This is a genomic window from Pedococcus bigeumensis (assembly GCF_039531795.1).
Classification (GTDB): domain Bacteria; phylum Actinomycetota; class Actinomycetes; order Actinomycetales; family Dermatophilaceae; genus Pedococcus; species Pedococcus bigeumensis.
In genome coordinates, this window is sequence record NZ_BAAAQS010000003.1 from 446496 (window position 1) to 472382 (window position 25887).

The window sequence follows — 25887 nt, forward strand, 5'->3', positions numbered from 1 at the left end:
CGCGGCGCGCGTGTCGGGGGCGCTCATGTCGTCGCCAGGAACCGGTGCACGAGGTGCACCGCCATGCCGCCCTCACCCACGGCCGAGGCGACCCGCTTCATCGAGTCGAGCCGCACGTCGCCGGCGGCGAAGACCCCCGGGACGCTGGTCTCCAGCGCGAACGGGGGCCGGTCCGCCGGCCAGGCCGACCGCCCCGGTCGCTGCAGCAGCTCCGGGCCGGTCACCACGAACCCGTGGTCGTCGCGCAGGACGTCGTCGCCCAGCCAGTCGGTGCGGGGCATGGCGCCGATGAAGATGAACAGCGACGAGGTGTCGACCTCCTCGGTCGCGCCGGTCGCCCGGTCGCGCAGGGTCAGCGACTCGAGGTGCTCCTGGCCCCGGGCGGCCGCGACCTCGCACCCGACCCGGACCTCGATGTTCGTGGCGGCCTCGATGCGCGCGACGAGGTACTGCGACATGGTGAGCTCCAGGCCGGCTCCGCGGACCAGCATCACCACCCGTTTGGCGTAGCGCGCGAGGTTCAGGGCCGCCTGGCCGGCGGAGTTGGCCGCGCCGACGACGTAGACCTCCTCGCCCTCGCACTGGGCCGCCTCGGTGGCGGAGGCCCCGTAGTGCACCCCCCTGGCGCCCAGCTCGTCCAGCCCGGTGGCCTCGAGTCGCCGGTAGGAGACCCCGGTCGCGATGACCACGGCCCGGGCCTCCAGCTCGTCGGCGCCGTCGATGACGACCGAGCGCACCGGCCCCTTGACGCGCAGCCCCACGGCCTCCCTGGCCACCACCATCTCCGCCCCGAACCGCGCCACCTGCGCCACCGCGCGGTGGGTCAGGTCGGCCCCGGAGAGCCCCTTGGGGAAGCCGAGGTAGTTCTCGATCGACGCGCTCTGCCCGGCCTGCCCCCCGGGGGCGTCGCGCTCGACCACCACGGTCCGCAGCCCTTCCGACGAGGCGTAGACTGCGGCGGCGAGCCCGGCCGGACCGCCCCCGACGATGCAGAGGTCGTAGAGGGGCGCGTCGGCGAGCGTGTGCAGGCCCAGGGCCGCGGCCACCTCACGGTTGGTCGGGCTGCGCAGCGGGTCGCCCTCGGGCACCAGCACGAGCGGCAGGTCGCCCGGCCGGGCCCCGGCCAGCTCGACGAGCTCGGCGGCGCCCTCGTCCCGCTCCACGTCCAGCCACGCGTAGGGCACGTGGTTGCGGGTGAGGAAGGTCTTGACCTCCTGACTCCGGTCGGACCAGCGGTGGCCGACGACGCGCACCTGGTCGGCGCTGTCGCGATGACCGTCCCGCCAGTCGCCGAGCAGGTCCTCGACCACGGGGTAGAGCTTGTCCTGCGGAGGGTCCCAGGGCTTGAGCATGTAGTAGTCGAGACCGATGTCGTTGATCGCCTTGATGGCGACGTCGGTGTCGGCGTAGGCGGTGAGCAGCAGCAGCTTGGTGTCGGGGCTGACGGTGCGGACGCGCTCCAGGAGCTCGATCCCGGTCATCCCGGGCATCCGCTGGTCCGACACCACGAGGGCGACGGCCCGGCCGCGCAGGGTGAACTCGGTCAGCAGCTCCAGGGCCCCCAGCCCCGAGGTGGCACCCGCGACCCGGAAGTCCGCGCCGAACCGGTCGCGCAGGTCGCGGGTGATCGCCTTGGACACCACGGGGTCGTCGTCGACGGCCAGGATCGTCGGCTTCGCCACGGGCTGCTCCGTCCCCCGGAGCCGGGCCGGGCCCGGCGCCCGGAGCGGCGCCGGTCCGCTGCTCGGAGGCTACCCGCCGCCCCGGACGGGCGCCATGGCCCAGCTGGACCCGTGCTGGCGCCCCCGGCAAAACGGTGGTTGCTCGACGAAACGGCCTCCATGGGGCCCGTATCGTCGAGCAACCGCCGTTTTGCGGGGGGGAGGTCAGGCGGACACGACGTTGACGGGTGCGCCGTCAGCGAAGGCCAGGACGTGGTCGACCGCCGCGTCGTAGAGGGCGGCGATGACGTCCCGCTCGACGTAGCCGAGGTGCGGGGTCGCCGTCACCGTCGGCAGCGCCAGCAGCGGGTCGGCAGCGCCCAGCACGGGCTCGGTCTCGAAGACGTCCACGGCCGCCCGCCCCGGACGCCCGGCCTCGAGCGCAGCCACGAGGGCGCCCGGCGCGACGACCCCTGCGCGGGAGGTGTTGACGAACAACGCGTCGGGCTTCATCAGGGCGAGGTCCGCGGCGGTGACGATGCCCGCGGTGTCGGCGTTGAGCGGCAGGTGCACGGCCAGCACGTCGCTGCGGCCGAAGAAGTCCTCGCGACTGGCCGCCGCGGCATACCCGGCCTCGGTCGCGCGGGTGAGCGAGCCGTGCCGACCCCACACCACGACCTGCATCCCGAACGCCCGCCCGACCTCGGCGACGAGTCCGCCGATCCGTCCGAGGCCATAGACCCCAAGGGTTCTCGCGTGGAGGCCGATGCCGACCGACGACTGCCAGCGGCCGGCGCGGAGCGCAGCGACCTCCTGCGGCAGCCGTCGTTGGGCGGCGAGGATGAGCGCCCAGGTCAGCTCGGCGGTCGCGTGGGGGCCGCCCGCGCCACCGGCGCTCACCACGATCCCCTTGGCGGCCAGCGCGTCGAGCGCGAGGTGGCTGGTGTTGCGTCCGGTCTGGCTCACCAGCCGCAGGGTCGCCAGTCGCTCGACCACGCCACGCGGGAGGGCGGTGCGTTGCTGGAGCAGCACCACGGCGTCGAACCCGTCGAGCCGCTGCACCAGCGCGTCACCGGTCACCGAGTCGGTGAAGGCGACCACCTCGTGGCCCGCCAGCCGCTGCGCGCACGGCAGGGCGCCGAACGCGTCCGCGTAGTCGTCGAGCACCGCGACCCTCACGACGGCACGTCCTGCCCGACCGGGTCACGAGCGTCGCCGGTATGCCGCGTGGGCGCCGTGCGGTGCAGCGCCCACCACAGCAGGGCGAGGGCCAGCAGGGAGCCGAAGGTGTCGGCGTTCTGGAGCACGCGACCGATCCAGCGCGGCCAGTCCGGGTGGCTCAGCCAGGTGATGCCCCACCACGGCATCCGACACAGGAAGAAGGCCGTGACGACGCCCGCGGCGAGCATCCGTCGGCGGTCGCGGAGCGGGTCGGCACCGAGCACGGCGAAGACCACCACGACCATCCAGTGCAGGTGGTGGATCCACGCCACCGGCGACAGCAGCACGGCCATCAGCCCGACCGCGGCGACCTCGCTGATCGAGTCACCGGCCCGGTAGGCCCGTCGGGCCAGCTGGAAGCCCACGAAGCCGACGACGGCGACCAGCACCAGCCAGAGCACGTCGCCGACCAGCCCGCTCGGCCCGACCCGCAGCAGGAAGCCGCGGATGCTCTGGTTGGAGGTGCCCGCGTTGGGGCCCAGGCGAGCCGGGTCCTGCAGGGCACCACCCCAGAAGGCGAACGACGCCTCCGGCAGCAGCAGCCAGGACCCCAGCGTGACGGCGACGGCGGTCCCGACCGCGGTCGCGGCCTCCTTCCACCGCCGGTTCAGGAGGTAGTGGACGACGAAGACCCCGGGGGTGAGCTTGATCGACATGGCCAACCCGACCAGCACGCCCGGCGGGATCCGGCGGAGCAGACCGGGCCGCGGGCGACGCAGGTCCATCAGGCAGGCCAGCACCATGAAGGCGTTGACCTGCCCGAACCTGATGCCGTCCGACACGGGGTGCAGCCACAGCATCGGCACGGTGAGCAGGGCGAGGGTGACCGGCACGAGGCGGCCGGTGCGGTGGATCAGGCGCCACCCGGCATACCAGACGATCGCGGCGGTGGCCGCGATCTGGGCCAGCGTCCACAGCCAGCCGACGGCGCCGAACGGCACCAGGGCCAGCGGGATCGCGATGACGGCCGCGAACGGCGGGTAGGTGAACGGCAGCAGCTGGGGCGCCTCGGTCATCGCCGAGTAGATGGGCCGGCCGGTGAGGATCGACACGCCCGCCTCGCGGTAGACCTCGACGTCGACCTGCCACTGGTCCAGCGGCCAGAAGACCAGGTAGCGCAGCACGGGGATCGCCGCCCCCGCGAGGACCACGACCACGGCGAGCGCCCACCTGGCCCGGGGCGACCACGCCGCGACCCGGGAGCCCACGGACCGGCCCACGGCGCGGATCCGGCGTCCACGACCTCGGGCCACGGCAGCGGTCGGCGTCGCGGTGGTCACGCCTCCATTCTGTCCTGCGGGGCGACCCGTAGCCTGTACCGGTGACCCGCCGCGCCAAGCACTCCCTCGTCGGCCTGTTCGCAACCCTCTTCGTCACGGTCCTCGCCGCGGTGCTCCCGGGGCCGAGCGCGAGCGCGGCACCGAGCACTGACGGTCCCAACCCGATCATCCTGATCGGCACCGGCGGCCTCACCTGGAGCGACGTCAGCGCCCAGGGCACGCCGGCGCTGTGGACGTTCCTGCGCGACGGGTCGACGGCGGCGGTGTCGGTGCGTTCGGTCTTCACGAACACCTGCCCCGTCGACGGCTGGCTGAGCCTGTCGGCCGGCAACCGCGCCGCCGCGCCCGGACCGGGGAAGAACGGCTCCCGCAAGACCACCGACCCGTGCCCACCGGTCCCCGTCGTCGACAGCGGGTTCGTGCCGGGCTGGAACGACTACGTCAAGGCCACCGACGACCTCAAGTTCGACTCCACGCTGGGCACCCTGGGCGAACAGCTCGCCAGCAACAAGCAGTGCATCCAGGCGGTGGGGCCGGGGGCCGGGGTCGGCGCCGCCTACAAGTCCGGTGCGGTCCCCCGGTATGCCGCGTACGACGCCTCCGCGCTGACCGGCCTGCTCACCGGGTGCCGGGTGACGCTGGTGGACGTCGGTTCGCTGCGCGACCCCGAGGACCTGCCCGCCGGCGAGGCGGCCACCGCGCCCGGGTCGCGGGCGCAGCAGGCCACCGCGATCGACGCGCGCATCGGCGAGGTCCTCGCTGCCGCCCCGAGCGGGTCGGACGTGGTCGTGGCGAGCCTGTCGGACGCCGGGAGCAGCGAACGGCTGCGACTGGTCGCCGCCAAGGGCCCGCACTTCGGCTCCGGCACGCTCTACTCCCCCTCGACCCGACAGGACGGGCTGGTCCAGTCGGCCGACCTGACCGTGACCGCCCTGACCGCCGCCGGTGTGCCCGTCCCAGACTCGCTGGGCGGCACGGCCCTGCGCCGGGGCGACACCGGCGGTGACACGGGCAGCAACTCCGACGCGGCCGCGCAGGACCGGCTGCGGCAGCTGCTCGACTTCGACGAGGCCAGCCACGAGGTGCACCCGCTGGTGCCGCCGTTCTTCAACGGCGTGGTCTACACCCAGATCGCGATCTACCTGTTGGCCGCGGTGGTCTGGCGGCGCGACTTCGGGTCGATCGACCTGCGCCTGCGGATGCTGCGGATCACCCGCCGGGTCGCCGTCGTGGCCTCGACCGTGCCCGCATCGACCTTCCTGGCCAACCTCATCCCGTGGTGGCGCTTCCCCGTCCCGATGATCGCCGTCGTGCTCAGCGTCGGCCTCTTCGTCGCGATCATCTCCGCCATCGCCCTGCTGGGTCCCTGGAGCCGCCGGCTCACCGGTCCGCTGGTCGTGGTGGCCCTCGTGACCTTGCTCGTGCTCGGCGGGGACGTCATGTTCGGGTCCCACCTGCAGATCTCGTCGCTGATGGGGCTGCAGCCCGTCGTCGGCGGCCGGTTCTACGGCATGGGCAACGTCACCTTCGCCCTCTTCGCGACCGCCGCCCTCCTGCTGTGCATCGCCGTCTCGAGCTACTACGTGAAGCAGGGTCGGCCGAAGGTCGCTGCGGTCGCCGCCCTGGCCATCGGGCTGGCCGCGGTGGTCGTCGACGGCTACCCCGGGTGGGGTGCCGACGGGGGCGGCCCGCCCGCCCTGCTGCCCGGCCTGGCCTACCTGGTCCTGGCCATCCTGGGCATCCAGATGACCTGGAGACGCGGCGCCGTCCTCGCCGGCGCGACCATCGGGCTGTTCCTGCTGGTCGGCTTCCTCGACTCGCTGCGTGGGGTGGAGAACCAGTCGCACCTGGGCCGGTTCTTCCGCTCCATCTTCAGCGGCGGCGCCTTCGACATCATCGCGCGCAAGCTGCAGCAGAACATCGACATCCTGTTCGGCAACTACCGGCTGTCGCTGCTCGTGCCGATCGCCCTGGTGTTCGTCATCTACATCCTGGCCAGGCCGACGTCGTGGGGGTCGCGCTCGCTCCAGCGGTCCTACGAGGCGTGCCCGACCCTGCGTCCGGGTCTCATCGCCCTGCTGGTCACGCTCACGATCGGCTTCGCCATCAACGACTCCGGGGTCGCCATCCCGGCCAACGGCGCCATCATCGCGGTGCCGCTGATCATCGCCGTCAGCGTCAGGGTGCTGGAGGACGAGGCTCGTTCGTCCGCCACGACCCGCGCGTCGCGGCGCGGGTGAGCCACCCCCAGACCAGCAGCCCGGCATACGGGACCGGGGTGCGACGCACCCACAGCGAGACCCGCTCGACGGTCGGGGTCATGCCCACCACGCGCCCCGGCACGTAGGCGACGGCCATCGCCGCGAGGCGGACGACGAGGATCGTGTCGAGCACGCTCGCGGCCAGCACCGGCAGGACCGCCCAGCTGAACAGGTCGTACCACGGCAGGGAGTAGGGCGCCGCGAGCGAGTAGGCCGCGCTGAGCACCAGCGTCCACCGGGCCGCCGCGCCGGTCGCGGTCTCCGGGGCCAGCCCGCGGGTCAGTCGGGCGAGCAGCACGACGAGCACGAGCGCCACGACCACGGCCAACCAGGTGACGACGGTCCGGGCCGAGCCGGCCGCCAGCGGGCCGTTGAGCAGCTCGTAGAGCAGGCGCCACGGGGTGGCCAGCGAGATCGACCGGCGAGCACGGTCGAGCTGGTCGAAGACGTGCGGGCCCGCCCAGAGGTGCAGCGGGATGACGACGACGACGGCCGCGAGCCCGAAGGCGACGCCGCGACGGGCGAACCGCGCCCGCTCGTGCAGCCACCACCCGACGAGGACGGCGACCGCGACCGCGCCGTAGGTGACCTTGCACGAGACCGCCAGGCCGGCGAACCCGCCCGCGGCCAGCGGGTGGCGGGCCGCGAGCACCAGGGCCGCCACCCCGAGCGCCGCGGCGACGAGGTCGACGTGGGCGCCCAGCACCCCGATGCCGAAGACGAGGGGGTTGAGGGTCCAGAGGGTGTCGACCCGTCGCGGCGTGGCGCCGGCCCGCAGGAGGAGGGACCGCACCGCCAGCCAGGCGAGCACGACCAGCACCTGCCAGCACCAGACCGTCTCGCGCACGTTCGAGCCGCCGAGGTGGGAGGTCAGCGTCTGGAGCAGCGTCGCGAACGGGCCGTAGACGCTCACCGTGTCGGTCCATGGCGGCTCGACCCCGGAGACCACCGGATCGGCGGGTGACCAGGCGCTCGGCGGGGTCAGGTAGGGGTCGCCACCGAGGGCCGAGATCCGGCCGTAGGCGGCGTAGTTGGTGTGGTCGGCGGACCCGAACGGGCCGGCCAGCAGGGCCAGCACGCCGAGCGCGACCGGGACCGCCCAGCCACCCGGGGCGGACCAGCCCCCCGGGGCCAGCCGGCCCCGAGCCCGCGCCGCGACCGCACCCAGCATCCCGGCACCGGAGACGACCGACGGCTCACCCTGCAGGCGCAGCCAGACCGCCAGCGCGCCCAGGAGGTAGGCGGCCCAGAGCAGGCCGGTGACCAGGGCCGGCGACGGCGACCACGCGAGGTCGCCGGGGGCCCAGCCGCGCGGTCCGAGGCCGGGCTTGGCCGCGCTCTCCCCCGCCACCCCGACGAGGAGCAGGAGCCCGAACGAGACGACCAGCGCAGGCGACGCGACGCGGTCGCGGACGGCGACCAGCCCCCGTGCGGTCACCTGGGTCAGCGCAGCCCGCGTCGGGCCCGGCGTCGCGCCAGGGCGAGGGCGACGTCGCGGTACTGCTTGGCGCGGTGCACCTGCCCGCGCCAGTCGGACCCAGTGACCCGGTGGTGCAGCTCGCAGGGAACCTCCTCGACGCGCAGGCCCGCCATCAGCACGTCGACGGTCAGGCCGACCTCCACGCCCCACCCCCGGGCGAGCGGGCTGGCGGCGTCGAACGCGGCCCGGGAGATGCACCGCATCCCCGACAACGGCTGCGCGGCGACGAACCCGGTGAGGTCCTCGATCCCCTTGCGGGCCAGTCGCACCACGAACCCGCGTCCGCCGCCGGCCGTCTTCTGCGGTGGCAGCGTGGCGATGGTCATGTCGGCGCGGCCCTCGAGGACCGGCGGCACGAGGACGCCGAGGTTCGCAGCGGTGTCCTCGAGGTCGCCGTCGACGAAGAGCAGCGGACGTCGGTCGTCCGAGCCCCCGACCCGGCCCTCGACCCCCTCGTGGCGCGCGACGTAGCCGGCGCCGGTGGTCATCGCGGCGGCCTTGCCCCGGTTGCGGGCGTGCCGCACCACTGCGGCGCCGGCCTCCCGGGCGATCTCCGCGGTGCCGTCGGAGCTCCCGTCGTCGACGACGACGACGAGGTCGACCCCCGGTATGGCGCGCACGGCTCGGACCGTCGCGGCGATCCGGTCGGCCTCGTCCTTGGCCGGGATCACCGCGGCGACGGTGGTGGCCGGGTGGGCAGTCATCTCGGGTCGGCCGCTCAGCGCAGCGTGACCTGGCGGCTGAGCAGCCCGGCCCGGGCCCGGCGCTCCTCCGCGGTGAGCGGCGCGTCCGACGCGAGCGCGGCGGCATACCGGGTCATGAACTCGCCCAGCGCCGACTCGTAGTGGTCGGCGGACCTGGCGGGGTCGAGGTCCCACACCGGCACGAGCAGCCCGCAGGCGCGGAAGGCGCCGAGCAGCCGGGTCTGGTCGCCGAGGCCGCTGTCACCGGCTGCCTGCAGGCGAGCCAGCGCGTCGGTGGCGACGTCCTCGTCCTGCGGCAGGACCAGCCGGATGTGGGTGCGCTCGCCGATCCGGCACCAGTAGGCCGACTGGGTCGCGGTCATCTTGACCGTGGGGATGACGGACTCGTTGGCGCGGTCGAGCGAGGCCTTGGCCTCGTCGTCGAGCTCGCTGTCACCGACCCAGAAGTCGAAGCCCTCGTGGACGGTCACCTCGAACGGCACCGAGGTGTCGAGCAGGTCCTGCAGGCGGGGGGTGGCGGCGGTGGCGGCCGGGGTGCCGGTGATCGGCGTGCCCTGCTCCGCGGACGCGGCGGCCAGCAGCGAGGTGGCCAGGTCGCGGGAGGCGTCGCCGGAGATCGACCCTGACTGCGACCCGACGAAGACCGTGCCGTCGGCGCGGTGCAGGCCGGGCCACGCGAGCGGCAGCACGGTCGCGATGGTCGCCTCGCTCGGCGCACCCTCGGGGGCCTGGCCCTGGGCGAAGGTCACCGTCGCCGTGGCGGACGGCAGGATCTCGCGCATCGCGACCCAGTCGGTCTCGCCCGGCAGGCCCTCGAACGGTCGGGCGACGAACGGTGCGGGCTCGACGCGTGCGGATGCGGAGCCGTGGTCTGCGCCCTTGCGGCGACGTGTTGCCTTACCCATGGCGACAACCCTATTTGGTTCGGCTCCCCCTACGGGCCACTCCCTCCTCGGCGCAGTGCGGATGTCGTCGCCGGACCGGGTCGGGGCTAGTGGCTGCGGCGGCGCGACGGGCCGCCGAGCGAGGCCCACACGGTGGAGCCGCTGCGGTCCTCGGTGACGCCCCACTCGTGGGCGAGGCTGCGGACGATCCGCAGGCCCCGGCCCGAGGGAGCCCAGATCGTGCGTGGCGCGGGGCGCGGGGTGCTCTCGCTGCCGCCGTCGGTCACCTCGACCTCGACGACACCGGCCTTGACCTTCCAGTGCACCCGCAGGTTGCCGTCGGCCAGCGGCCGGGCGTGGCGGATGGAGTTGGAGACCAGCTCGGACACCACGATCTCGGCCTCGTCGACCACGGCGGCGGACACCTCGCGGACCTCGAGGTCGTCGACGAGGGCCTTGCGCACCAAGGCCACGGACGTCGCCCGCCACGGGACGCGGACGGTCCGCGAGGAGTCGCGAAGCCGACCGCTCGAGGGCGGTTCGGAGCGCGGGGAGCGTTCTCCCAGCGGTGCAGCTGCCATGCGCGGGCCCATGTCCGATCTATACGAGTTCGGTCGGAGACTACCGACTGGTCTCGACAGCGTCGAGGACCGCCCGGAAGCAGTTGCTCCCCGGTGCGGGCGGCTGCGGGGATGCGGCACGATGGCCACCGCCCGGCGGCGTGCTGCCCCGGGGCTCACACGACGGGGAGGTGCGGCGTTCCATGGCTGTGAAGCTGCCCGCCTTCCAGACCCTCGTCGACGCCCACTGGCGCGACGTCGCCCGCCTCGCCCACGCCCTCGCCGGCCCGGTCGACGGGGACGACGTGGCCCAGCAGGCGTGGACGCAGGCGCTCGCGGCCTACCCGTCGCTGCGCTCGGCCACGAACCTGAGGGGCTGGCTGCTCACGATCACCCACCGGTGTGCCATGGACGTGCACCGCGGACGGGCCCGCCGGGCGGTGCCCCACGACGACCCCGCCTCCCTGTCCGAGGGGCCGGCCGCACCGCCGGCCGACGCCGCGCTGCCCGACGGCCCCCTCTGGGCGTCGGTCGCCGCCCTGCCCCCACGCCAACGCGAGGCGGTCGTCCTCAAGTACGTCGCCGACCTCGACCACCCCACCATCGCCGCCGCGCTGGGCACCTCGCCCGCCATGAGCCGGCGGCTCGTGAGCGATGCGCTCGCCACCCTGCGTAAGGACGTGTCATGACCGACCCCACCACGACCGACCCCACCACCCGCCTCGCCGCCTTCGGGCGCACCACCTCGTCCCTGCACCCGCCGGTGCTCGCCCCGAGCGACGTGTCCTACGTCGTGGAGGACACCGTGATCGGGCGGATGCTGCTGGCCCGCAGCGAGTCCGGCGCGATGGTCGCCTCCGCGTTCGTGCCGACCGCGCAGGACGAGGACCGCGTGCTCACCCGCCTCAGCGAACGCGTCTCCCCACGCGTCCTGCGGCAGCCGCGTGAGCTCGACGAGGCCCGCACCGAGCTCGAGGCGTTCCTGTCCGGGCGCACCCGCGCGTTCTCGCTCCGGACCGACCTCGTCCTGGCCTCCGACTTCCAGCGCGCGGTCCTGCCGCGGCTCGCGGCGACCGTCGGCTACGGCGACCGCGCCACCTACGGCGAGCTCGCCGCGCGGGTCGACCGACCGAGCGCCGCTCGTGCGGTCGGGGCGGCGCTGGGCGCCAACCCGTTGTGCGTCGTGCTCCCGTGTCACCGCATCGTCGCGTCGAGCGGCGCGCTCACCGGGTATGCCGGTGGGCTGGACGCCAAGCGCTACCTGCTCGACCTCGAGGCGAGCCACCGCTGAGGACCGGTGGTCTGCGACCATCGGGGGATGGCCCTCTCCGACGTCGACCTGACCCACCTGCGCCGGTGCGTGGACCTGGCCCGCGAAGGCCTGGAGGCCGGTGACGAGCCGTTCGGCTCGCTGCTGGTCGACGGCGCCGGGCAGGTGCGCTTCGCCGACCGCAACCGCGTCCAGGACGGCGACCAGACCAGGCACCCCGAGTTCGAGGCGGCCAAGTGGGCCGCCCAGCACCTGCCGCCGGACGAGCGGGCGGCCTGCACCGTCTACACCTCGGGTGAGCACTGCGCGATGTGCTCGGCGGCGCACGCGTGGGTGGGCCTCGGCCGGATCGTGTATGCCGTGTCGACCGAGCAGCTCGTCGGCTGGCTCCGCGGGTGGGGAGTGCCACCGGGACCGGTGAACCCGCTGCCCGTGCAGGCGGTCGCGCCGGGACTGGTGGTCGACGGTCCCGCACCCGAGCTCGAACGCGAGGTGCGCGAGCTGCACCGGCGGCTGCACGGCATGCCCGAGGGCAGCTAGCCCCTGGTCGGTGTCGCGCCGCCGTCCTGCGCCTCGAGCCGCGCGGTGAGGGCGTCGACCGCGCGACGCAGGTCGCCGATCGTGGCGGTGCGCGCGTCGGGCTGGAGGTCGACCGTGACCGAGCCACCGGGCTGGACCGCCACCCGGCGGACCTGGCTCAGCGAGTCGGCGCCCTGGGCCTGGATGGCGTTGTCCAGCTCCTCGGGCGTCATGCCGAGGCGCATCAGGGCGCGGTGGTTCGCGAGCCCGTCCAGGACCACCACGGTGGGCCGGCCGTCGAGCAGCCACGACAGGCGCGCGCTGCGGAAGGTCAGGTGGTCGAGGCCGGAGTTGACCAGGACCAGGACCGCGGCACCGATCAGCCCGCCGACCAGCGAGTTGTCCTCGCCGATGATGGCGTTCTGCACCACGTTGGACAGCAGCAGCACCACGACGAGGTCCTGGCTGTTCATCTGCGCCATCAGGCGCTTGCCGGCGACCCGGATGACGATGAGGATCCCGAGGTAGACCGCGACCGTGCGGACGATCTTCTCGGCCGCGGGCATCGGTAGGTGGAGGAGGTCGTCGAGGACTCCCTGCTGTGCCGCGGCGACGACGTGCTGGACCATGGCTGGCTCCTGGGGCTGGTGGCTACTCGCGCCCGGATGAGATCCAGGCGGGGTCCTTGCTGAGGTTGCGGTCGCCCTCGACGAGCGCCGCTGCCCCGTCGAGCCGGGTCAGGTGGTCGGCGTCCAGCCGGACGTCGAGGGCGCCGAGGTTCTCGTCCACGCGCTCGGGGCGGCGGGTCCCGGGGATCGGGACCACCGGCAGCCCGAGGCGCTCGCCCTGCGCGTAGAGCCAGGCGAGGGCCACCTGGGCCGGCGTGGCCGCGACCTCGGCGGCCACCTCGGTCACCACCTCGACGACGCGCTGGTTGGCGTCGAAGCCGGCGTCGAACCTCGGGTGGCCCTTGAGCATCGACCCTGCGACGGCCTCCCTGGTCATCGCCCCGGTGAGGAACCCCCGGCCCAGCGGCGAGTAGGGCACGAACCCGGCACCGATCTCGACGGCCGCCGGGACGACCTGGGCCTCGACGTCGCGTGACCAGATGCTCCACTCGCTCTGCACCGCGCTGATGGGGTGGACCGCGGCGGCCGCGCGCAGCTCGGTCGCGGTCACCTCGGAGAGGCCGAGGTGCCGCACCTTGCCGGCCGCGACGAGCTCGGCCATCGCGCCGACGGTCTCCTCGATCGGCACCCTGACGTCGCGCCGGTGCAGGTAGTAGAGGTCGATCACGTCGGTGCCGAGCCGTCGCAGCGACGCCTCGGCGGCGCTGCGCACGTAGGCCGCGTCGCCGCGGACCGCGGTCGCGCCGGGCCCCTGGTTGGGGACGCCGGTGATGCCGAACTTCGTGGCGAGCTGCACCTCGTCGCGCCGGTCGCGCAGCAGCTGGGCCACGAGCTCCTCGTTGGTGCCCGCCGGCCCCTCCACGCCCTCTCGGGGCTGGCCGTAGACGTCGGCGGTGTCGATGAAGGTGACGCCGGCGTCGACCGCGTGGTGAAGGGTCCGGAGCCCCTCGGCGGGGTCGGTCTCGCCGTAGACGTGCGTGATCGCCATGCCGCCGAAGCCGAGCCGGCTGACCTCGAGACCGTGGCCGAGGTCGACCCGACGGCTGCCCGCGGCGCTCATGCCCCGGACTCCGTGGTGGTCGCGGCTGCTGCGGGTCCGTAGGACAGGTGCACCACGCCGTTGGCGTAGGTGTCGCTGGCGAGCAGGCTCAGCGTGGTGGGCCCGCCGCCCTCGGCGAACAGGCGCTCTCCTGCACCCAGCGCGATCGGGTAGACGAACAGGTGGAGCTCGTCGACGAGCCCGTCGGCGAGCAGCCCGCGCACCAGCTGGCCGCTGCCCGAGATGTAGATGGTGCCGTCGGTGTCGTCCTTCAGCCGTCGGATCGCGTCGGCGTCGTAGGCGCCGAGCAGCTCACTGGGACCCCACTCGTGTGCGGGCTCCTGCGCGCCGACGACGTACTTGGTGGTCTCGTTGAAGAACGGCGCGCCCGGGTCCTGCTCCGCCGTCCGGTCCCGCCACGCGGGAGCGAACATGTCGAACGTCTTGCGGCCCAGCAGGATCGCCGAGGCGCTGCCGGTGATCCCGGCGAGGGTGTCCCCCATCGCCGGGTCGAAGCCGAACTCGAAGGTCCAGCTCGGCGACTCGAAGACACCGTCGAGGGAGATGAACTCGTGGACTGCGATCTGACCCATGCAGCCGACCTTGCCACGCCGTCAGGAGGTCGTCACCTCCAGGGTGTGCGACCCCGCCTTGGTGGGGACGGTCACCTCGAGGCCACGGTTGGTCGTGCGGCTGGTCCAGCCGGTCAGCACGTGGCCGTCGAGCACCACGCGGGTCACGGTGCTGCCGCGCGGGACGGTGTGCCCGATCCACACCTTGTCGGCGCCGACCGCCGAGTCGACCCGGACCCTCGTCGTGTAGCGCGACCCTGCGACGGAGGCCGACACGTCGGCGAAACCACCGCCGAGCCGGATGTGCTCACCGGAGGCCGACGGCTGACCCGCCGGGACCTGCGGCACCACGACCAGCTCGCCGTTGCCGAGGTCGGGCTGGACCCCGAGCCACTGGTGCACGACGGCCCAGGCGGTGCCGTAGTTGCCCCACGCCTGCATGAACATCGAGCGGCAGGTCCAGCACCGGGCGATGTTGGCGCCCTGGTCCGGCGAGGGGAAGATCTCCGGCATCGCGCCCGGCTGCTCGTCCGGGGTGCCGCCGGTGGCGGGCTCGGCGAACATGGGGTCGGCCAGCGCGTGGGTGTAGCGCTGCTGCTGCCCGGCACCGAGCCGGCCGTAGTTGCCCTCGCCGATCGACTGGATCGAGGTGGTCAGGCCGAAGATGACCTTCTCGCCCTGGCCGTTCGCGCCACCGCCACAACCGGTGTGGAACAGGCCGGTCGACAGGGGCGCCGTCCCGCTGTAGCACGGGTCCTCGCGACCGGCGAGCGCCGCCGTGCCGTGGGCGAAGGGGGCCAGCCCGGGCACGGTGCGCCCGTTGACCTGGAGCTCGGCCTCCATCGGGGTCTGGCCGATCCAGTGCTTCTGGAACGACTGGACGTTTCCGGGGTCGGTGAGCGAGTCGGCGTACTGGGACGCCGCGGCATACCACCACGCCCCGTCGAAGCGGTCCTGGATCCGGCGGGCGAGCCGGCTGGCCCACGCGAAGGTGGTGCCGTCGTGCTTGGCCTTCGCCATGGCGGCCAGGTCGTAGAGACCGCGGACGTAGTAGACGGTGTTGTCGAGCTTCTCGGTGCCCATGCCGCTGCGCTCGACGTTGCCCAGACCCTCGGGGAAGCCGTCGTGGTCGGCGTCGAGGGTGTCCGTGACGTACCTGAGGTTGCGCACCGAGAAGTCGTACATCTCGTCGCGGAACCGGTCGTCCCCGGTCCAGCGCCACAGCAGCGCCACGGTGCTCGGGAACTTCACCGTCTCGTCGGTGTTGAAGTTGTAGGCCGTGCTGCCGTCGGCGTTCGTGCTGCGGGAGTCCTGGCCGAACCAGATCGAGCCGTCCGAGACGACCTCGTGGGTCACGACGCCGGAGCGGTTGTTGAGGATGTCGGAGACGTCGCGCAGCGCCCGCAGGTGGTCCTTGATCGCCTCGAACTGCCCGACCGAGACCGACGCGAACGCGGTGTACTCGGCGTCCGTGCCGAAGAGCCACGGGTAGTCCGGGAAGCCCGCCCCGATCCAGGTCGCCGTGGGGACGGTCCCGGACGGAGCCGGGAACTGCTTGCCCTGGTTGGTCCAGCGCACCTGCAGGTTCGTCGCGGTCTGGGTGAGGTCGGCGATGTTCTGCTTGCCCCACTCCACCGCGTCCTGCACCAGCGGGTCGCCGGGCAGGGACAGCCGGGTCAGCTCCGAGAGCGCCCGGCGCGATGCCTTCTTGGCCGCGAGGGCCGCGGCCGGGTCGGCCAGCGCCTTGGCCAGCTCGCCCCGCGCCGAGGCAAGCCCCTGGTCGGAGCCGGCGACGGCGAGCCAGATGGTCTTCGAGCCACCCGCCGGCAGGTCGAGGCGGTAGGTCAGCCGGCCACCGGTGCCGTTGCCGAACGGTCCGTCGTCACAGGCGGAGGGCTTGGGGTCGGCCGGGGCCCCGGGCTCGGTGCCGGTGCAGCGGTGTCCGGGCTGCGCGCCGTGGAACTGGTCACCGATCTGCCCGCTCGTGGGAGTGGCGGAGGTGCCGACGAGCGCGGCGTAGTGGTGGGTCGGTGCACCCGGGAGCGCGCCGTCGTCGGTGAAGGCGAGGTTCCTGCCGTCGTAGGCACCGGTGTCCGGGAGGTTGTCGCTCGCGTTGGGGGTGACGCCGCTGAAGCCCCACGGGTACTGGCCCATCAGCTCGGAGTGGGCGTCGACCGAGAGCTTGGCTGTTCGCGCCGCGCCCGGGTTGGTCACGGTCAGGCCGAAGAGCGCGCCGCGCACACCGTCGGGCACGAAGTCCGTCCGGGCCACCTTGAGGCCCGCGGTGTCGGGCAGGTCGTAGCGGCTGTACCCCCACCCGGAGGTGAACTTCGTCGCCGGGCCCACCCACTGGTCGTCGAGGCCGAACCACACGCCGTCGACGAGCTTCAGGGGCGGCGTCCAGACGCCACCCATCTCCCCGGTGATGTGCCAGCCGTTCGCATAGAAGCGGCCGTCCTCGAACCCGATGGAGTAGGCCCGCGTCCCCGCCGAGACCTCCCGCCGGTCGGCGAGCCGGGCGCTCACCGAGAGCTCGTCGCCGGCTCCGGCGACGGCATCCCTGGCGCCCCCTCCCCCCGGCGCGGCGCTGGCCGGCACCTGCGCCACCATGACGGCCGCTCCGAGCAGCACCGCGGTGGCACCTGCAACGTGAGATCGAGACATCGTCGTCCTCCGACCCAGAGGGAGAGCGACGTCGGTCGGCGTCGCCTGGGTGGTCAGGAGTCCTCGTCCGGTGCGTGACGGACGAATTGTCCGGACTGTCGGACGCTACACCCGCTCCGGCGGACCGGCAACGGATCAGCGTCGAGCGGTCGCGCAGACGCCTGGAGGCCCGCTGACCTGCGCAAACGAGCGGTCGGCGGGCGACCGTGGCCGGAGGCGGCCAGCGCGCCCGGCTAGCCCTTCTGCAGCTCCTCGGCGAGCATCACGATGATGCCGCTGGGGCCGCGGACGTAGGTGAGCCGGTAGACGTCCTCGTAGGTGCCGACGCCACGCAGCGGGTGGCAGTCGTGCCGTGCGGCGATCGCCAGCGCCTCGTCGAGGTCGTCGACCGAGAAGGCCACGCGGTGCATGCCGATCTCGTTGGGCAGGGTCGGCTCGGTCTCGATCGCGGCCGGATGGAGGTACTCGAAGAGCTCGAGACGCCCGTGGCCGTCCGGGGTCTGGAGCATGGCGATCTTGGCGTGGTTCCCGTCGAGGCCCACCGCCGTGTCGGTCCACTCCCCACTGACCGTGTCGCGGCCGAGGACGCTCAGCCCGAGGTCGGTGAAGAAGGCGATGGTCGCGTCGAGGTCGCGGACCGCGATGGCAACGTTCTCGAGCTTGATCGGCATGCGCAGCACGCTACCGAGTCCAGGCCGCTGTCCAGGCCCCTGTCGAGGTCAGTGTCGCGGTCGCTGTCGAGCCCTGTGGGTCAGCCCTGGGTGCGCAGGTAGCGCCCGAAGTGGGGCACGGTGAACGCGATCCGGCCGCGCTCCCCCGAGTAGATGAGCCCCTTCTTGAGCAGCGCGTCCCTGGCGGGCGAGAGCGACTGCGGCTTGCGGTCCAGCACCTGGGCGACGGCCGAGGTCGGCACCGACTCCGTCTCGTCGACCTCCTCGCCACCGTCGACGAGGCCCTGGGCTGCGTCGGCCATCGCCCGCAGGTACTCGCGCTCGGCGGGGGTGGCTCGCTCGAAGCGGGACCCGAAGAAGCCCACCGCGAGCTCGGCCTCGGCCTCCGGGGCGGACACGGCGACGTCCTGCGCGGTGATGGGCGATCGCGGCGCGACGTCCCACGCGACCTTGCCGTAGGCCTGGACGAAGTAGGGGTAGCCGGCCGTCGCGGCATACAGGGCTTCGAGGGCCTCGGGCTCGAACGCCGCGTCCTCGTCGCCGGCCGGTGCCACCAGGGCCAGGTCGGCGGAGGCCCGGTCGAGCCGGTCGATGCGTTGGTAGCGGAACAGCCGCTCCGAGTAGGACTTCGAGGCGGACAGGACCGCCGGCAGGTGCGGCAGGCCGGCCCCGACGACGATGACGGGCAGGCCGGACTGGGAGATCTCGTGGCAGGCCGCGCAGATGGCCGAGACGTCGTCGGCGGCGAGGTCCTGCATCTCGTCGATGAAGATGGCGACGCCGCGCCCGACGTCAGCGGCCAGGCCGCCCACGTCGGTGAGCAGCTCGACCAGGTCGATCTCGATGTCGCCGGAGTCGGCGCGACCGACCGCCGCCGGGACGTCGATGCCCGGGTTCCACTTCTCGCGCAGCTTGGCCCCGGGTGCCGCGTCGCGCTGCGCGAACGCCTTGATCACGCCGAGGACGTGGTCGACCTGGTCGCCGGCCGGGTGGCCGAGCTCGCGGACCGCCACGTGCAGCGCAGCCGAGAGCGGTCGGCGCAGGCGCTGGTCGGGGCGGGCCTCGAGCTTGCCGGTGCCCCAGTGGGCGCGGACCGCCGCGGAGCGCAGGGCGTTGAGCAGGACCGTCTTGCCGACGCCGCGCAGGCCGGTGAGGACGATGGAGCGCTCCGGACGGCCGCGGGCGATCCGCTCGAGCACGACGTCGAACGCGTGCAGCTGCTCGTCGCGACCGGCGAGCTCCGGAGGTCGCTGTCCGGCGCCGGGGGCGTACGGGTTGCGTATCGGGTCCACGATCGCAGCGTATGGGTCTCTCTAGCGTTTCCCTGAGATGCGGCGATACGGCGCGATCGTGTCGCCGGAGGTCGATGGGGGGATCTGCCCTCTTCTAGCGGCAGCGCTAGACGACCCGATAGGGCGCCAGAGACACCGCTCAGCGGCGGCTGCGGCGCCTGACGATGTGCCCGACGACGGCCGGGACCCAGCCGGTCTCGCCCCGCATCCAGCGCCCGGCGACCAGGTTGTGCGGCACCACGACGAACGAGCCCTTGAAGCCCTCGGTGAGCGACAGGTCGGTGCCGAAGACGTCCGTCACCACCTGCCAGTCGAGGTCGGTGTTGCGGTCGAGGTACTCGCCGATGCCCACGGCGTAGCGCTCGACGATGGCGGCGTGGTCGGGGCGGTCGTCCTCGGGGGCGGCCGCCCACGCGGCATACGCCCGGTCGAGGCCGGCGCCCAGGGAGGCGAGGTCGTCGACGTCGACGCCGTCCTCCGTCAGGGACTCGAGGGCGGCGCGGATCCGCGCCCGCTCCTCGTCGCCGAGCGGGTCGACCAGCGGGCGCAGCGAGGCGTTGGGGTCGAGCGAGTCACCGGCGTCGGGGAGGGTGCGCTCCTCGGCCTGCGGCTCCGGCATCGCGTCGTCGTCGTCACGACGCCGACCGAACCACGCCATGTCGGCAAGCCCTACTTGACCGTGGCGGAGCCGGAGTCGGCGACGAGCGGCTTGCCCGCGCCCTCCCAGGCCTTCATGCCGCCATCGAGGTTGGCGACGTCGAAACCCTGCTGCGAGAGCCAGGCCACAGCGCGCGACGACCGCCCGCCCCCGCGGCAGACCACGGCGAGGACGCTGTCGTCGGTGTCGGGCAGCTCGTCGAGGCGCGACGGGAGCTCACCGAGGGGGATGTGCAGGGCACCCGGGGCGTGCCCGGCGTCCCACTCGTCCTGCTCGCGCACGTCGAGCATGAGCGCCTGGTCGTGGACGTCGGTCACCGGCACCTGGGGAATACTCATGTGCCCATGTAACCACCCGGCGCCCGTCCCGGCGTCCACGACCCAGGGCTGGACGACCCCCTTGCGGCGGTGGACGACCCCTGGCGGGATAAACGAGTGGGCAGGACCGCGACCAACCGGCACAGTGGCGCCATGACGGGTCAGGAGGAGCAGATCGCGCGAGTGGTGACCACCGTCCGCGCCCAGGTGGGCAGCCACCCTGCGCTGGCCCCGGTCCTCGACGGCCTGGGCGAGCTGCTCGCCGAGCTCGTGCAGCGCTGGTCCCTGACCGTCGGCGAGGTCTACGGCGAGGGTCTGGGAGGACCGGTGGTGGCCGTCGACGCCGACGGCACCCCGGCAGTGCTCAAGATCGACCGGGTGGGTCCCGCGTTCACGGCGCAGGTCACCACCCTCGAGGCGGCCCAGGGCCGGGGGTATGCCGCGGTGCTGGCCGCCGACTCCCCGCGCGGCGTCGTGCTGCTCGAGCGGCTCGGCACGAGCCTGGCCTCGTCGCGGCTCCCGCCCGCAGCCCAGGTCGACCACCTGGCGGCCGCCCTGCGCCTCGCCTGGGAGCTGCCGGTGGGCCTGGCGCCGGCCCCCGCCCCCGGGGACGACAAGGCAGCCCAGCTCGCGGGGATCGTCCGCCGGTTTCGGCAGGGCGACGACGACGACCGCTGGGGGCTCGCCCTCGACCGCGCCCACGAGCTGGCTCGCCACCTGTCGGCCACCCGCGACCCGCTGCGCGACGTGCTCTGCCACGGCGACCCGCACCCCGGGAATGCGCTGCAGGCCAATGGGATCCCGCGCTACAAGCTGGTAGACCCGGACGGCTTCCGGTGCGAGCCCGAGTACGACGTCGGGGTGACCGTGCGCGACTTCAGCAGGGAGGTCCTGGCGAGCCGCGACCACCGCACCGCCCGCGCGCGGCACGACGCCCTCTGCGACCTGGCCGCCGACCTCACGGACACGGATCCGGAGCGGGTGCGTCAGTGGGCGTTCGTCGAGCGCGTCACGACCGGCCTCTACCTGCGGTGGTTCCGCGACGACGAGGTCGCGGAGTCCTTCCTCGATGCCGCGACCGTCCTGCTGCCCGACTGAGCCTGTGTCGGCTGCATCGCAGTCCGGGATCGGCGCTACTTGAGCAGCCGGGACATCCGGCGGTCGGCCAACGGCTTCCCGCCGGTCTGGCAGGTCGCGCAGTACTGCAACGAGGAGTCGGCGAAGGAGACCTCGCGCACGGTGTCGCCACAGACGGGGCAGGTCTCACCGGTCCGGCCGTGCACCCGCATGCCGGCGCGCTTGGCGTCCTTGAGCTCCTTGGCGGGCTTGCCGGAAGCCGTCGCGACGGCGGCGGCGAGCGTGTCGCGCAGGGCGGCATACAGGCGGTCGGTGGCCTCGTCGTCGAGGCTGGACGCCATCGCGAACGGCGACATCTTCGCGACGTGCAGGATCTCGTCGGAGTAGGCGTTGCCGACGCCGGCGATGAACCCCTGGTCGCGCAGCAGCCCCTTGATCTGGGAGCGCCGGCCGGCGAGCAGGGCCCCGAACGCCTCGCGGGTGAACTCCGGGGCGAGTGGGTCGGGGCCGAGCGAGGCGATGCCGGGCACGTCGTGGGGGTCGCGGACGAGGTAGGCGGCGAGCCGCTTCTTGGTGCCGGCCTCGGTGAGGTCGAAGCCCGAGCCGTCGGAGAACCGCGTGCGCAGTGCGATGGGTGACTTGCCCGGCCGCAGCACGGTGTTGGGCACGGCGTCGGACCAGCGCAGCCAGCCGGCCCGGGCCAGGTGGAAGATCAGGTGGACGCCGTCGCAGTCGAGGTCGATGAACTTGCCGTGCCGCGAGACGCCGTCGACCGGGGCTCCGGTGAGCGCCTGCGGCGGGGGGTCGAAGGTCTTGAGCACCGAGAACGACCCGAGCTCGATGCCGGTCACGGCCAGCCCGACGGTGCGCTCGGCGAGGAAGTCGACGAGCGCCTGGACCTCGGGCAGCTCCGGCACCCGGCAAGTCTGGCAGACCGGCCCGTCACCGGGCCGGGCGTCCGCGACGGTGCCACGATGGGCGCATGACGACAGCGGCCGCATGACCTCCGAGCCCGCGCCCCACGAGCTGTTGCGGCTGAAGTCGCACGGTGGTCGCCTCGTGCTGGCGACCACCGTCCTCGGCAGCGGCATCGCCCTGCTCGACGGCACGGTCGTCAACGTCGCCCTGCCGACCATCGGGCGCAACCTCGACGCCGACCTGGCCGGGCTCCAGTGGGTGGTCAACGCCTACGCCCTGACGCTGGCCGCGTTCATCCTGCTCGGCGGATCGCTGGGCGACCGGTTCGGGCGACGGGCGATGTATGCCGTGGGCGTGGGTGGGTTCGGCGTCGCCTCTGCGCTGTGCGCCCTCTCGCCCACCGTGGAGGTCCTCGTCGCCGCCCGGGCCGTCCAAGGGCTGTGCGCGGCTCTCCTGGTGCCCGGCAGCCTGGCCATCCTGCAGGCCTCCTTCCACCGGGACGACCGGATGGCGGCGATCGGCGCCTGGACCGGCCTGCTCGGCGTGGCGTCGGCCTCCGGGCCGGTCGTGGGCGGCTGGCTCGTCGAGCACGACTGGCGGTGGGCGTTCTGGCTCAACGTGCCCCTCGCGGTGGTCGTGGTCATGCTCGCCCTGAAGTGCGTCCCCGAGTCCCGGAACCCGTTGGCCAGCAAGCACGTCGACTTCACCGGCATCGCCCTTGCCGTGGTCGGGCTGGCCGCCCTCACCTACGGGCTGACCGCCCTGTCCGACGGCGTGAGCGCTCGCGCCGTCGGAGTCGGCGTCGTCGGACTGCTCGCCCTGCTCTCCTTCGCGTGGGCCGAGACCCACGCGCCGGCGCCGATGGTCCCACCGTCGTTGTTCGCCAACCGCGTCTTCACCGTGATCAACCTGGTCACCCTGCTGGTCTACGCGGGCCTGTCGGCGGCGCTGCTCTTCCTCGTGCTGTTCCTCCAGACCGTGGCGGGCTGGTCGGCGCTGGAGGCAGGCGCCGCGACGCTGCCCCTGAGCATCCTGATGCTGTTCCTCGCCCGCCGGTTCGGCACGATGGCGGCGCGCACCGCGCCGCGCCCCTTCATGATCGGTGGAACCCTCGTCGCCGCAGCGGGATTCGCCCTCCTCGCGCTCGCCCCGCGCGACCCGTCCTTCGTCCTCCATGTGCTTCCCGGCATCTCGCTGGTGGGGCTCGGACTGTCCCTGACGGTCGCACCCCTCACCGGCACGGTCCTGGCCGCTGCTCCCGACGAGCTCGCGGGCACGGCCAGCGGCGTCAACAACGCGGTGGCACGGACGGCCGGGCTCCTGGCGGTCGCGGCCCTGCCACCCCTGGTCGGGCTCAGTGGGGCCGACTACGCCTCCGCGGACGCGCTCGCGCCCTCCTACCGCCTCGCGATGATCGTGTGCGCCGGCCTCCTGGTCGGGGGCTCCGTGTTGACCGCGGTGGGCCTGCCGCCGCGTGAGCGCACCCCCTGCGCCGAGCTGCCCCACCTCGACGTCGCCGCGCGCTAGCCTGGGTGGTGCGTGACCGTCAGGTCACCTTGGGTCTCAGTCGTCCGACGCGGTGGCCTGGCCGAGCGCCACGCGCACGAGGCGCACCAGCCCGTAGCCGTCGCCAGCGCGGCATACCGGCACTTCCTTCTCGTGGCGCCCACGCGCCGGCGTGAACTCCTCCAACGACACCGGTATGCCGTGGGACAGCACCTGCTCGCTGGGCGTCAGCTCGCGGATGGCAATGGCAGCAACGGTATCGGGCCGCTGCTCGACGAAGTCGCCGTAGATCTTCGGGTCGTGCTGGCCGTCGTCGCCGACGAGGACCCAGCGGATGTTGGGGAACTCGTTGGCCAGCCGGTGGAGGCAGGCCCGCTTGTGGTCCTGGCCGGAGCGGAACCACCCGGTGTTGGTGGGACCCCAGTCGGTGAGCAGCAGCGGACCGGGCGGGTAGCCGTGGCGACGCAGGAAGCGGGTCAGCGTCGGCGCGGTGTTCCAGGCGCCGGTGGACACGTAGACCATGGGGGCGTTCGGGTGCTCGGCGAGCAGCTCGCGGTACATCGTCGCCATGCCCGGCACGACGTGGCGGGCGTTCTCGCTCTTCACGAACGTGTTCCAGGCCGCGATCATCGGCCGGGGCAGGGAGGTCGAGATCACCGTGTCGTCGATGTCGCTGATCAGGCCGAACGTCTCGTCGGACCCGACGACCATCACTGCGGCCGTGGTGTCCTCGGCGTCCACCGACGTCAGTGTCGCCTCGTGCCAGCCGGGCGTGAGCCGGTGGTCGCGCACCTTCGTGTCGATGTAGCCGCTGCGGTCGGTGCGGGTGTGCACGGTCTTGTCGCCGAGGGTGATCTTCACCGGGACGTTCATCGCCGGGGCCGTGATGAAGGCCCGCCAGCCGCGGCGCTCGTCCTCCGCCGACCTCAGCTCGGCGGTCGAGGCGCCGGCGTCGGCGCGCTCACCGCCCTCGCTCCGGTCGGCCCGGCGGGTGAGCAGGACGCGGCCGAGGACGCGCGCGAACTCCTCGGAGCCGTAGCCGGTGTGCGCCACGATGCGGGTCTGCCACCCCCGGCTGCGCAGCACCGAGTCGACGCGGCGGTGCCAGGCGTCCTCGACGATGGAGGCGGCGTGCGGTCTGGCCATGGACAGACCCTATGGCCTCGTGAGCACCGTCCTGAACTGGTCGACCAGCCGGTCACCACTGGCGCCGGGACCGTCGAACTCGAAGACCTGCTCGCCCCGACTGGCCAGCAGGAGCGGGCCGCCGCCGAGGGCGAGGTCGCGGGCCAGCTCGAAGTCCTCGGACGCGAGCTCGCGGGCCCGCGGGCTGCGGGCGAAGATCTCGATGGCCGGGCCGTCCAGCCCGAGGTCGTGGGCGATCGAGCCGAGGACGCCCGGGTCGTCGAGGGGCTGGCCCCCGACGAAGTACTGGTGCTGCACTGCACCCAGGACGGTCGACACCGGGAGGTCGGCCGCGGCCAGGAGTGCGATCAGGCACGCTGCGGGAGAGCCGGCCGCGAACCGGCCCGACTGGACCACCTCGACGTCGACGAGTGGGCAGGCGGCGCTCAGCACCGCGCTGACCGAGGGGAGGTATCCCCACGACGCCGGGTCGTAGATGTCCATCACGTAGACCAGCAGGGTCGACGGGTCGGCGACCGACGGTGCTGCGAACGGACTTCCACCGGTTGCGCGCCGGGACGCGCGACGGGGCTCGTGGGTGCACCGGGCACCCAGTCCTGGGGAGATCCGCCGGTCACAGCCGAGGACGCCCGCGCGACAACCGTGGGGGGTACTGCGCATGGTGCACCTCCGGGGCACAAAAAAAGCAACCGAGTGGCCAGCTGGCCGACCCGGTTGCTTCAGGTGCTAGCGAGACTAGCTCACATTGCCTCGGAACGGGAAGATCGAGCTTCGGCAACCAGCTGGGCGGCCAGGACGCGCAGCTTGAGGTTCTGCTCCTGCGACTGCCTGCGCAGCAGCTCGAAGGCCACCATCTCGTCGATCTGGTGGCGGCCCATGAGCAGCCCCTTGGCCTGTTCGATGACGGCGCGGCTGGCCATCGCCTGCTCCATCTGCCCGGCCACCTCGCGCGCCCCGGCCAGGTCGACCGCCGCGGCAAGGGCGTCGGCAGCGCGCTGGGCCGCCATCCGCACCAGCGCGAGATCGGTGTGGTCAAAGGCATTTCGTGCGTAGCCATAGAGGTTGAGCGCGCCGAAACGGCGCTGGTCCGACTCGAGGGGGAGGGCCAGGAGGGTCTGCACGTCACCCGGGTCGCAGCCCTCGATGAACGCGGGCCAGCGCTCCTCGCCACCGGCGAAGTCGACGAGGTTCTCGCGACCGTTGCGGAAGGCGTCGAGGCACGGTCCGTCGCCCACCGCGTACTGCACCGCGTCGATCTCGAGCGTCCCGGCGGTGGTGTAGGCGGCGGTGCGCGGCCGGTCCTCCATGACCACCGTCACACCCACGCAGTCACACCCGTCGATGTTGGCGTTGACCGACTGCACGAGTCGCTCGAGGTACGGAGTGAGGTCGTCGAGTCCCTCGAGGTTGCCGGCGAGGTCGTCCATCAGCCGCTTCGCCGCCCCGAGCCCGCGCTGCCCGGCGTCGTCGTACAAGGCCTCCGCCTCGCGCGCGTCCTCGTCGGTGGTGCCCATGCTCACCTGACCACGGTATACCGGCAGGTCAGGGTGCCCACAGG

Annotated in this window: 25 protein-coding genes; 6 read left to right on the plus strand and 19 right to left on the minus strand. The window is 73.2% G+C overall.

What is annotated here, in order from left to right:
• Positions 1-23 precede the first annotated feature (23 nt).
• The 3 genes from ABD262_RS12735 to ABD262_RS12745 form a co-directional block, all read right to left on the minus strand.
• Positions 24-1682, minus strand: a complete 1659-nt coding sequence (locus ABD262_RS12735; RefSeq protein WP_344136579.1) for an FAD-dependent oxidoreductase — start codon at positions 1680-1682, stop codon at positions 24-26.
• A 204-nt stretch (positions 1683-1886) separates the two neighbouring features.
• On the minus strand, positions 1887-2840 hold the full coding sequence (locus tag ABD262_RS12740; protein ID WP_344136582.1) for a D-2-hydroxyacid dehydrogenase family protein: 954 nt from the start codon (positions 2838-2840) through the stop codon (positions 1887-1889).
• Complete coding sequence (locus ABD262_RS12745; protein ID WP_344136585.1) at positions 2837-4162, minus strand: glycosyltransferase 87 family protein; 1326 nt, start codon at positions 4160-4162, stop codon at positions 2837-2839. Before ABD262_RS12745 ends, ABD262_RS12740 begins: the two co-directional genes overlap by 4 nt.
• A gap of 41 nt (positions 4163-4203) precedes the next feature.
• On the opposite strand from ABD262_RS12745, the gene ABD262_RS12750 reads away from it, so the two are divergent.
• Positions 4204-6402 carry an alkaline phosphatase family protein gene (locus tag ABD262_RS12750; protein ID WP_344136587.1) on the plus strand — a complete coding sequence of 733 codons (2199 nt, stop codon included), beginning with the start codon at positions 4204-4206 and terminating at the stop codon, positions 6400-6402.
• Here the strand turns inward: ABD262_RS12750 and ABD262_RS12755 are convergent.
• The 4 genes from ABD262_RS12755 to ABD262_RS12770 all read right to left on the minus strand — a co-directional run bounded on the left by ABD262_RS12755 (position 6341) and on the right by ABD262_RS12770 (position 10072).
• Positions 6341-7861: an MptA/MptB family glycosyltransferase gene (locus ABD262_RS12755; RefSeq protein WP_344136590.1), complete on the minus strand. Its 1521-nt coding sequence runs from the start codon at positions 7859-7861 to the stop codon at positions 6341-6343. The two genes, ABD262_RS12750 and ABD262_RS12755, sit on opposite strands and share 62 nt — an antisense overlap.
• Before the next feature lie 5 nt (positions 7862-7866).
• Positions 7867-8607, minus strand: a complete 741-nt coding sequence (locus ABD262_RS12760) for a glycosyltransferase (protein WP_344136593.1) — start codon at positions 8605-8607, stop codon at positions 7867-7869.
• Positions 8608-8621: 14 nt separating this feature from the next.
• On the minus strand, positions 8622-9512 hold the full coding sequence (locus ABD262_RS12765) for a DUF5926 family protein (RefSeq protein WP_344136596.1): 891 nt from the start codon (positions 9510-9512) through the stop codon (positions 8622-8624).
• Positions 9513-9598: 86 nt separating this feature from the next.
• The gene (locus ABD262_RS12770) at positions 9599-10072 is read right to left on the minus strand and encodes an ATP-binding protein (RefSeq protein WP_344136599.1); all 474 of its coding nucleotides are present in this window, start codon (positions 10070-10072) and stop codon (positions 9599-9601) included.
• 182 nt (positions 10073-10254) lie between these two features.
• Here ABD262_RS12770 and ABD262_RS12775 point away from each other — a divergent pair, with 182 nt between their 5' ends.
• Genes ABD262_RS12775 through ABD262_RS12785 form a run of 3 tightly spaced genes read left to right on the plus strand, consistent with a single transcriptional unit; the run spans position 10255 to position 11861 of the window.
• On the plus strand, positions 10255-10740 hold the full coding sequence (locus ABD262_RS12775) for an RNA polymerase sigma factor (RefSeq protein ID WP_344136603.1): 486 nt from the start codon (positions 10255-10257) through the stop codon (positions 10738-10740).
• Complete coding sequence (locus ABD262_RS12780; RefSeq protein ID WP_344136606.1) at positions 10737-11342, plus strand: methylated-DNA--[protein]-cysteine S-methyltransferase; 606 nt, start codon at positions 10737-10739, stop codon at positions 11340-11342. Before ABD262_RS12775 ends, ABD262_RS12780 begins: the two co-directional genes overlap by 4 nt.
• Positions 11343-11369: 27 nt before the next feature.
• On the plus strand, positions 11370-11861 hold the full coding sequence (locus ABD262_RS12785; RefSeq protein WP_344136609.1) for a nucleoside deaminase: 492 nt from the start codon (positions 11370-11372) through the stop codon (positions 11859-11861).
• Here the strand turns inward: ABD262_RS12785 and ABD262_RS12790 are convergent.
• The 8 genes from ABD262_RS12790 to ABD262_RS12825 form a co-directional block, all read right to left on the minus strand.
• Positions 11858-12469 (minus strand): DUF421 domain-containing protein, encoded by a 612-nt coding sequence (locus tag ABD262_RS12790; RefSeq protein WP_344136612.1) that lies wholly within the window; start codon positions 12467-12469, stop codon positions 11858-11860. The genes ABD262_RS12785 and ABD262_RS12790 overlap by 4 nt on opposite strands.
• Positions 12470-12491: 22 nt before the next feature.
• Complete coding sequence (locus tag ABD262_RS12795) at positions 12492-13529, minus strand: aldo/keto reductase (protein WP_344136615.1); 1038 nt, start codon at positions 13527-13529, stop codon at positions 12492-12494.
• Positions 13526-14101, minus strand: coding sequence for a dihydrofolate reductase family protein (locus ABD262_RS12800; protein ID WP_344136618.1), 576 nt, complete (start codon positions 14099-14101; stop codon positions 13526-13528). The genes ABD262_RS12795 and ABD262_RS12800 overlap by 4 nt, the downstream gene beginning before the upstream one ends.
• A gap of 21 nt (positions 14102-14122) precedes the next feature.
• Positions 14123-16744 carry a glucosidase family protein gene (locus ABD262_RS12805; RefSeq protein ID WP_344136621.1) on the minus strand — a complete coding sequence of 874 codons (2622 nt, stop codon included), beginning with the start codon at positions 16742-16744 and terminating at the stop codon, positions 14123-14125.
• 233 nt (positions 16745-16977) lie between these two features.
• Positions 16978-17415: a VOC family protein gene (locus ABD262_RS12810; RefSeq protein ID WP_344136624.1), complete on the minus strand. Its 438-nt coding sequence runs from the start codon at positions 17413-17415 to the stop codon at positions 16978-16980.
• Positions 17416-17495: 80 nt separating this feature from the next.
• Positions 17496-18707 (minus strand): ATP-binding protein, encoded by a 1212-nt coding sequence (locus tag ABD262_RS12815; protein WP_344136627.1) that lies wholly within the window; start codon positions 18705-18707, stop codon positions 17496-17498.
• A 139-nt stretch (positions 18708-18846) separates the two neighbouring features.
• Complete coding sequence (locus tag ABD262_RS12820) at positions 18847-19365, minus strand: hypothetical protein (protein WP_344136630.1); 519 nt, start codon at positions 19363-19365, stop codon at positions 18847-18849.
• 11 nt (positions 19366-19376) lie between these two features.
• On the minus strand, positions 19377-19703 hold the full coding sequence (locus ABD262_RS12825; protein WP_344136633.1) for a rhodanese-like domain-containing protein: 327 nt from the start codon (positions 19701-19703) through the stop codon (positions 19377-19379).
• A gap of 132 nt (positions 19704-19835) precedes the next feature.
• Here ABD262_RS12825 and ABD262_RS12830 point away from each other — a divergent pair, with 132 nt between their 5' ends.
• Positions 19836-20780, plus strand: coding sequence for an aminoglycoside phosphotransferase family protein (locus tag ABD262_RS12830; protein ID WP_344136636.1), 945 nt, complete (start codon positions 19836-19838; stop codon positions 20778-20780).
• A gap of 35 nt (positions 20781-20815) precedes the next feature.
• Here ABD262_RS12830 and ABD262_RS12835 read toward each other — a convergent pair whose 3' ends face one another.
• Positions 20816-21676 carry an Fpg/Nei family DNA glycosylase gene (locus ABD262_RS12835; protein ID WP_344136639.1) on the minus strand — a complete coding sequence of 287 codons (861 nt, stop codon included), beginning with the start codon at positions 21674-21676 and terminating at the stop codon, positions 20816-20818.
• 82 nt (positions 21677-21758) lie between these two features.
• On the opposite strand from ABD262_RS12835, the gene ABD262_RS12840 reads away from it, so the two are divergent.
• Positions 21759-23204: an MFS transporter gene (locus ABD262_RS12840; RefSeq protein WP_344136642.1), complete on the plus strand. Its 1446-nt coding sequence runs from the start codon at positions 21759-21761 to the stop codon at positions 23202-23204.
• Positions 23205-23240: 36 nt separating this feature from the next.
• On the opposite strand, the gene ABD262_RS12845 is transcribed toward ABD262_RS12840, so the two are convergent.
• The 3 genes from ABD262_RS12845 to ABD262_RS12855 all read right to left on the minus strand — a co-directional run bounded on the left by ABD262_RS12845 (position 23241) and on the right by ABD262_RS12855 (position 25843).
• Entirely contained in the window at positions 23241-24329 is a 1089-nt protein-coding gene (locus tag ABD262_RS12845) for an App1 family protein phosphatidate phosphatase (RefSeq protein WP_344136644.1), read from the minus strand.
• Positions 24330-24338: 9 nt separating this feature from the next.
• Positions 24339-24812: a DsbA family protein gene (locus ABD262_RS12850; RefSeq protein ID WP_344138190.1), complete on the minus strand. Its 474-nt coding sequence runs from the start codon at positions 24810-24812 to the stop codon at positions 24339-24341.
• 257 nt (positions 24813-25069) lie between these two features.
• Positions 25070-25843, minus strand: coding sequence for a GAF and ANTAR domain-containing protein (locus ABD262_RS12855; protein WP_344138192.1), 774 nt, complete (start codon positions 25841-25843; stop codon positions 25070-25072).
• Positions 25844-25887: the final 44 nt, after the last annotated feature.

Bases quoted from the DNA above. Each gene is read 5' to 3' on its own strand.
- ABD262_RS12760 (WP_344136593.1), bottom strand. From the start codon at position 8,607: ATGACTGCCCACCCGGCCACCACCGTCGCCGCGGTGATCCCGGCCAAG.
- ABD262_RS12765 (WP_344136596.1), bottom strand. From the start codon at position 9,512: ATGGGTAAGGCAACACGTCGCCGCAAGGGCGCAGACCACGGCTCCGCA.
- ABD262_RS12770 (WP_344136599.1), bottom strand. From the start codon at position 10,072: ATGGCAGCTGCACCGCTGGGAGAACGCTCCCCGCGCTCCGAACCGCCC.
- ABD262_RS12775 (WP_344136603.1), top strand. From the start codon at position 10,255: ATGGCTGTGAAGCTGCCCGCCTTCCAGACCCTCGTCGACGCCCACTGG.
- ABD262_RS12780 (WP_344136606.1), top strand. From the start codon at position 10,737: ATGACCGACCCCACCACGACCGACCCCACCACCCGCCTCGCCGCCTTC.
- ABD262_RS12785 (WP_344136609.1), top strand. From the start codon at position 11,370: ATGGCCCTCTCCGACGTCGACCTGACCCACCTGCGCCGGTGCGTGGAC.
- ABD262_RS12790 (WP_344136612.1), bottom strand. From the start codon at position 12,469: ATGGTCCAGCACGTCGTCGCCGCGGCACAGCAGGGAGTCCTCGACGAC.
- ABD262_RS12795 (WP_344136615.1), bottom strand. From the start codon at position 13,529: ATGAGCGCCGCGGGCAGCCGTCGGGTCGACCTCGGCCACGGTCTCGAG.
- ABD262_RS12800 (WP_344136618.1), bottom strand. From the start codon at position 14,101: ATGGGTCAGATCGCAGTCCACGAGTTCATCTCCCTCGACGGTGTCTTC.
- ABD262_RS12805 (WP_344136621.1), bottom strand. From the start codon at position 16,744: ATGTCTCGATCTCACGTTGCAGGTGCCACCGCGGTGCTGCTCGGAGCG.
- ABD262_RS12810 (WP_344136624.1), bottom strand. From the start codon at position 17,415: ATGCCGATCAAGCTCGAGAACGTTGCCATCGCGGTCCGCGACCTCGAC.
- ABD262_RS12820 (WP_344136630.1), bottom strand. From the start codon at position 19,365: ATGGCGTGGTTCGGTCGGCGTCGTGACGACGACGACGCGATGCCGGAG.
- ABD262_RS12825 (WP_344136633.1), bottom strand. From the start codon at position 19,703: ATGAGTATTCCCCAGGTGCCGGTGACCGACGTCCACGACCAGGCGCTC.
- ABD262_RS12830 (WP_344136636.1), top strand. From the start codon at position 19,836: ATGACGGGTCAGGAGGAGCAGATCGCGCGAGTGGTGACCACCGTCCGC.
- ABD262_RS12840 (WP_344136642.1), top strand. From the start codon at position 21,759: ATGACCTCCGAGCCCGCGCCCCACGAGCTGTTGCGGCTGAAGTCGCAC.
- ABD262_RS12845 (WP_344136644.1), bottom strand. From the start codon at position 24,329: ATGGCCAGACCGCACGCCGCCTCCATCGTCGAGGACGCCTGGCACCGC.
- ABD262_RS12850 (WP_344138190.1), bottom strand. From the start codon at position 24,812: ATGGACATCTACGACCCGGCGTCGTGGGGATACCTCCCCTCGGTCAGC.
- ABD262_RS12855 (WP_344138192.1), bottom strand. From the start codon at position 25,843: ATGGGCACCACCGACGAGGACGCGCGCGAGGCGGAGGCCTTGTACGAC.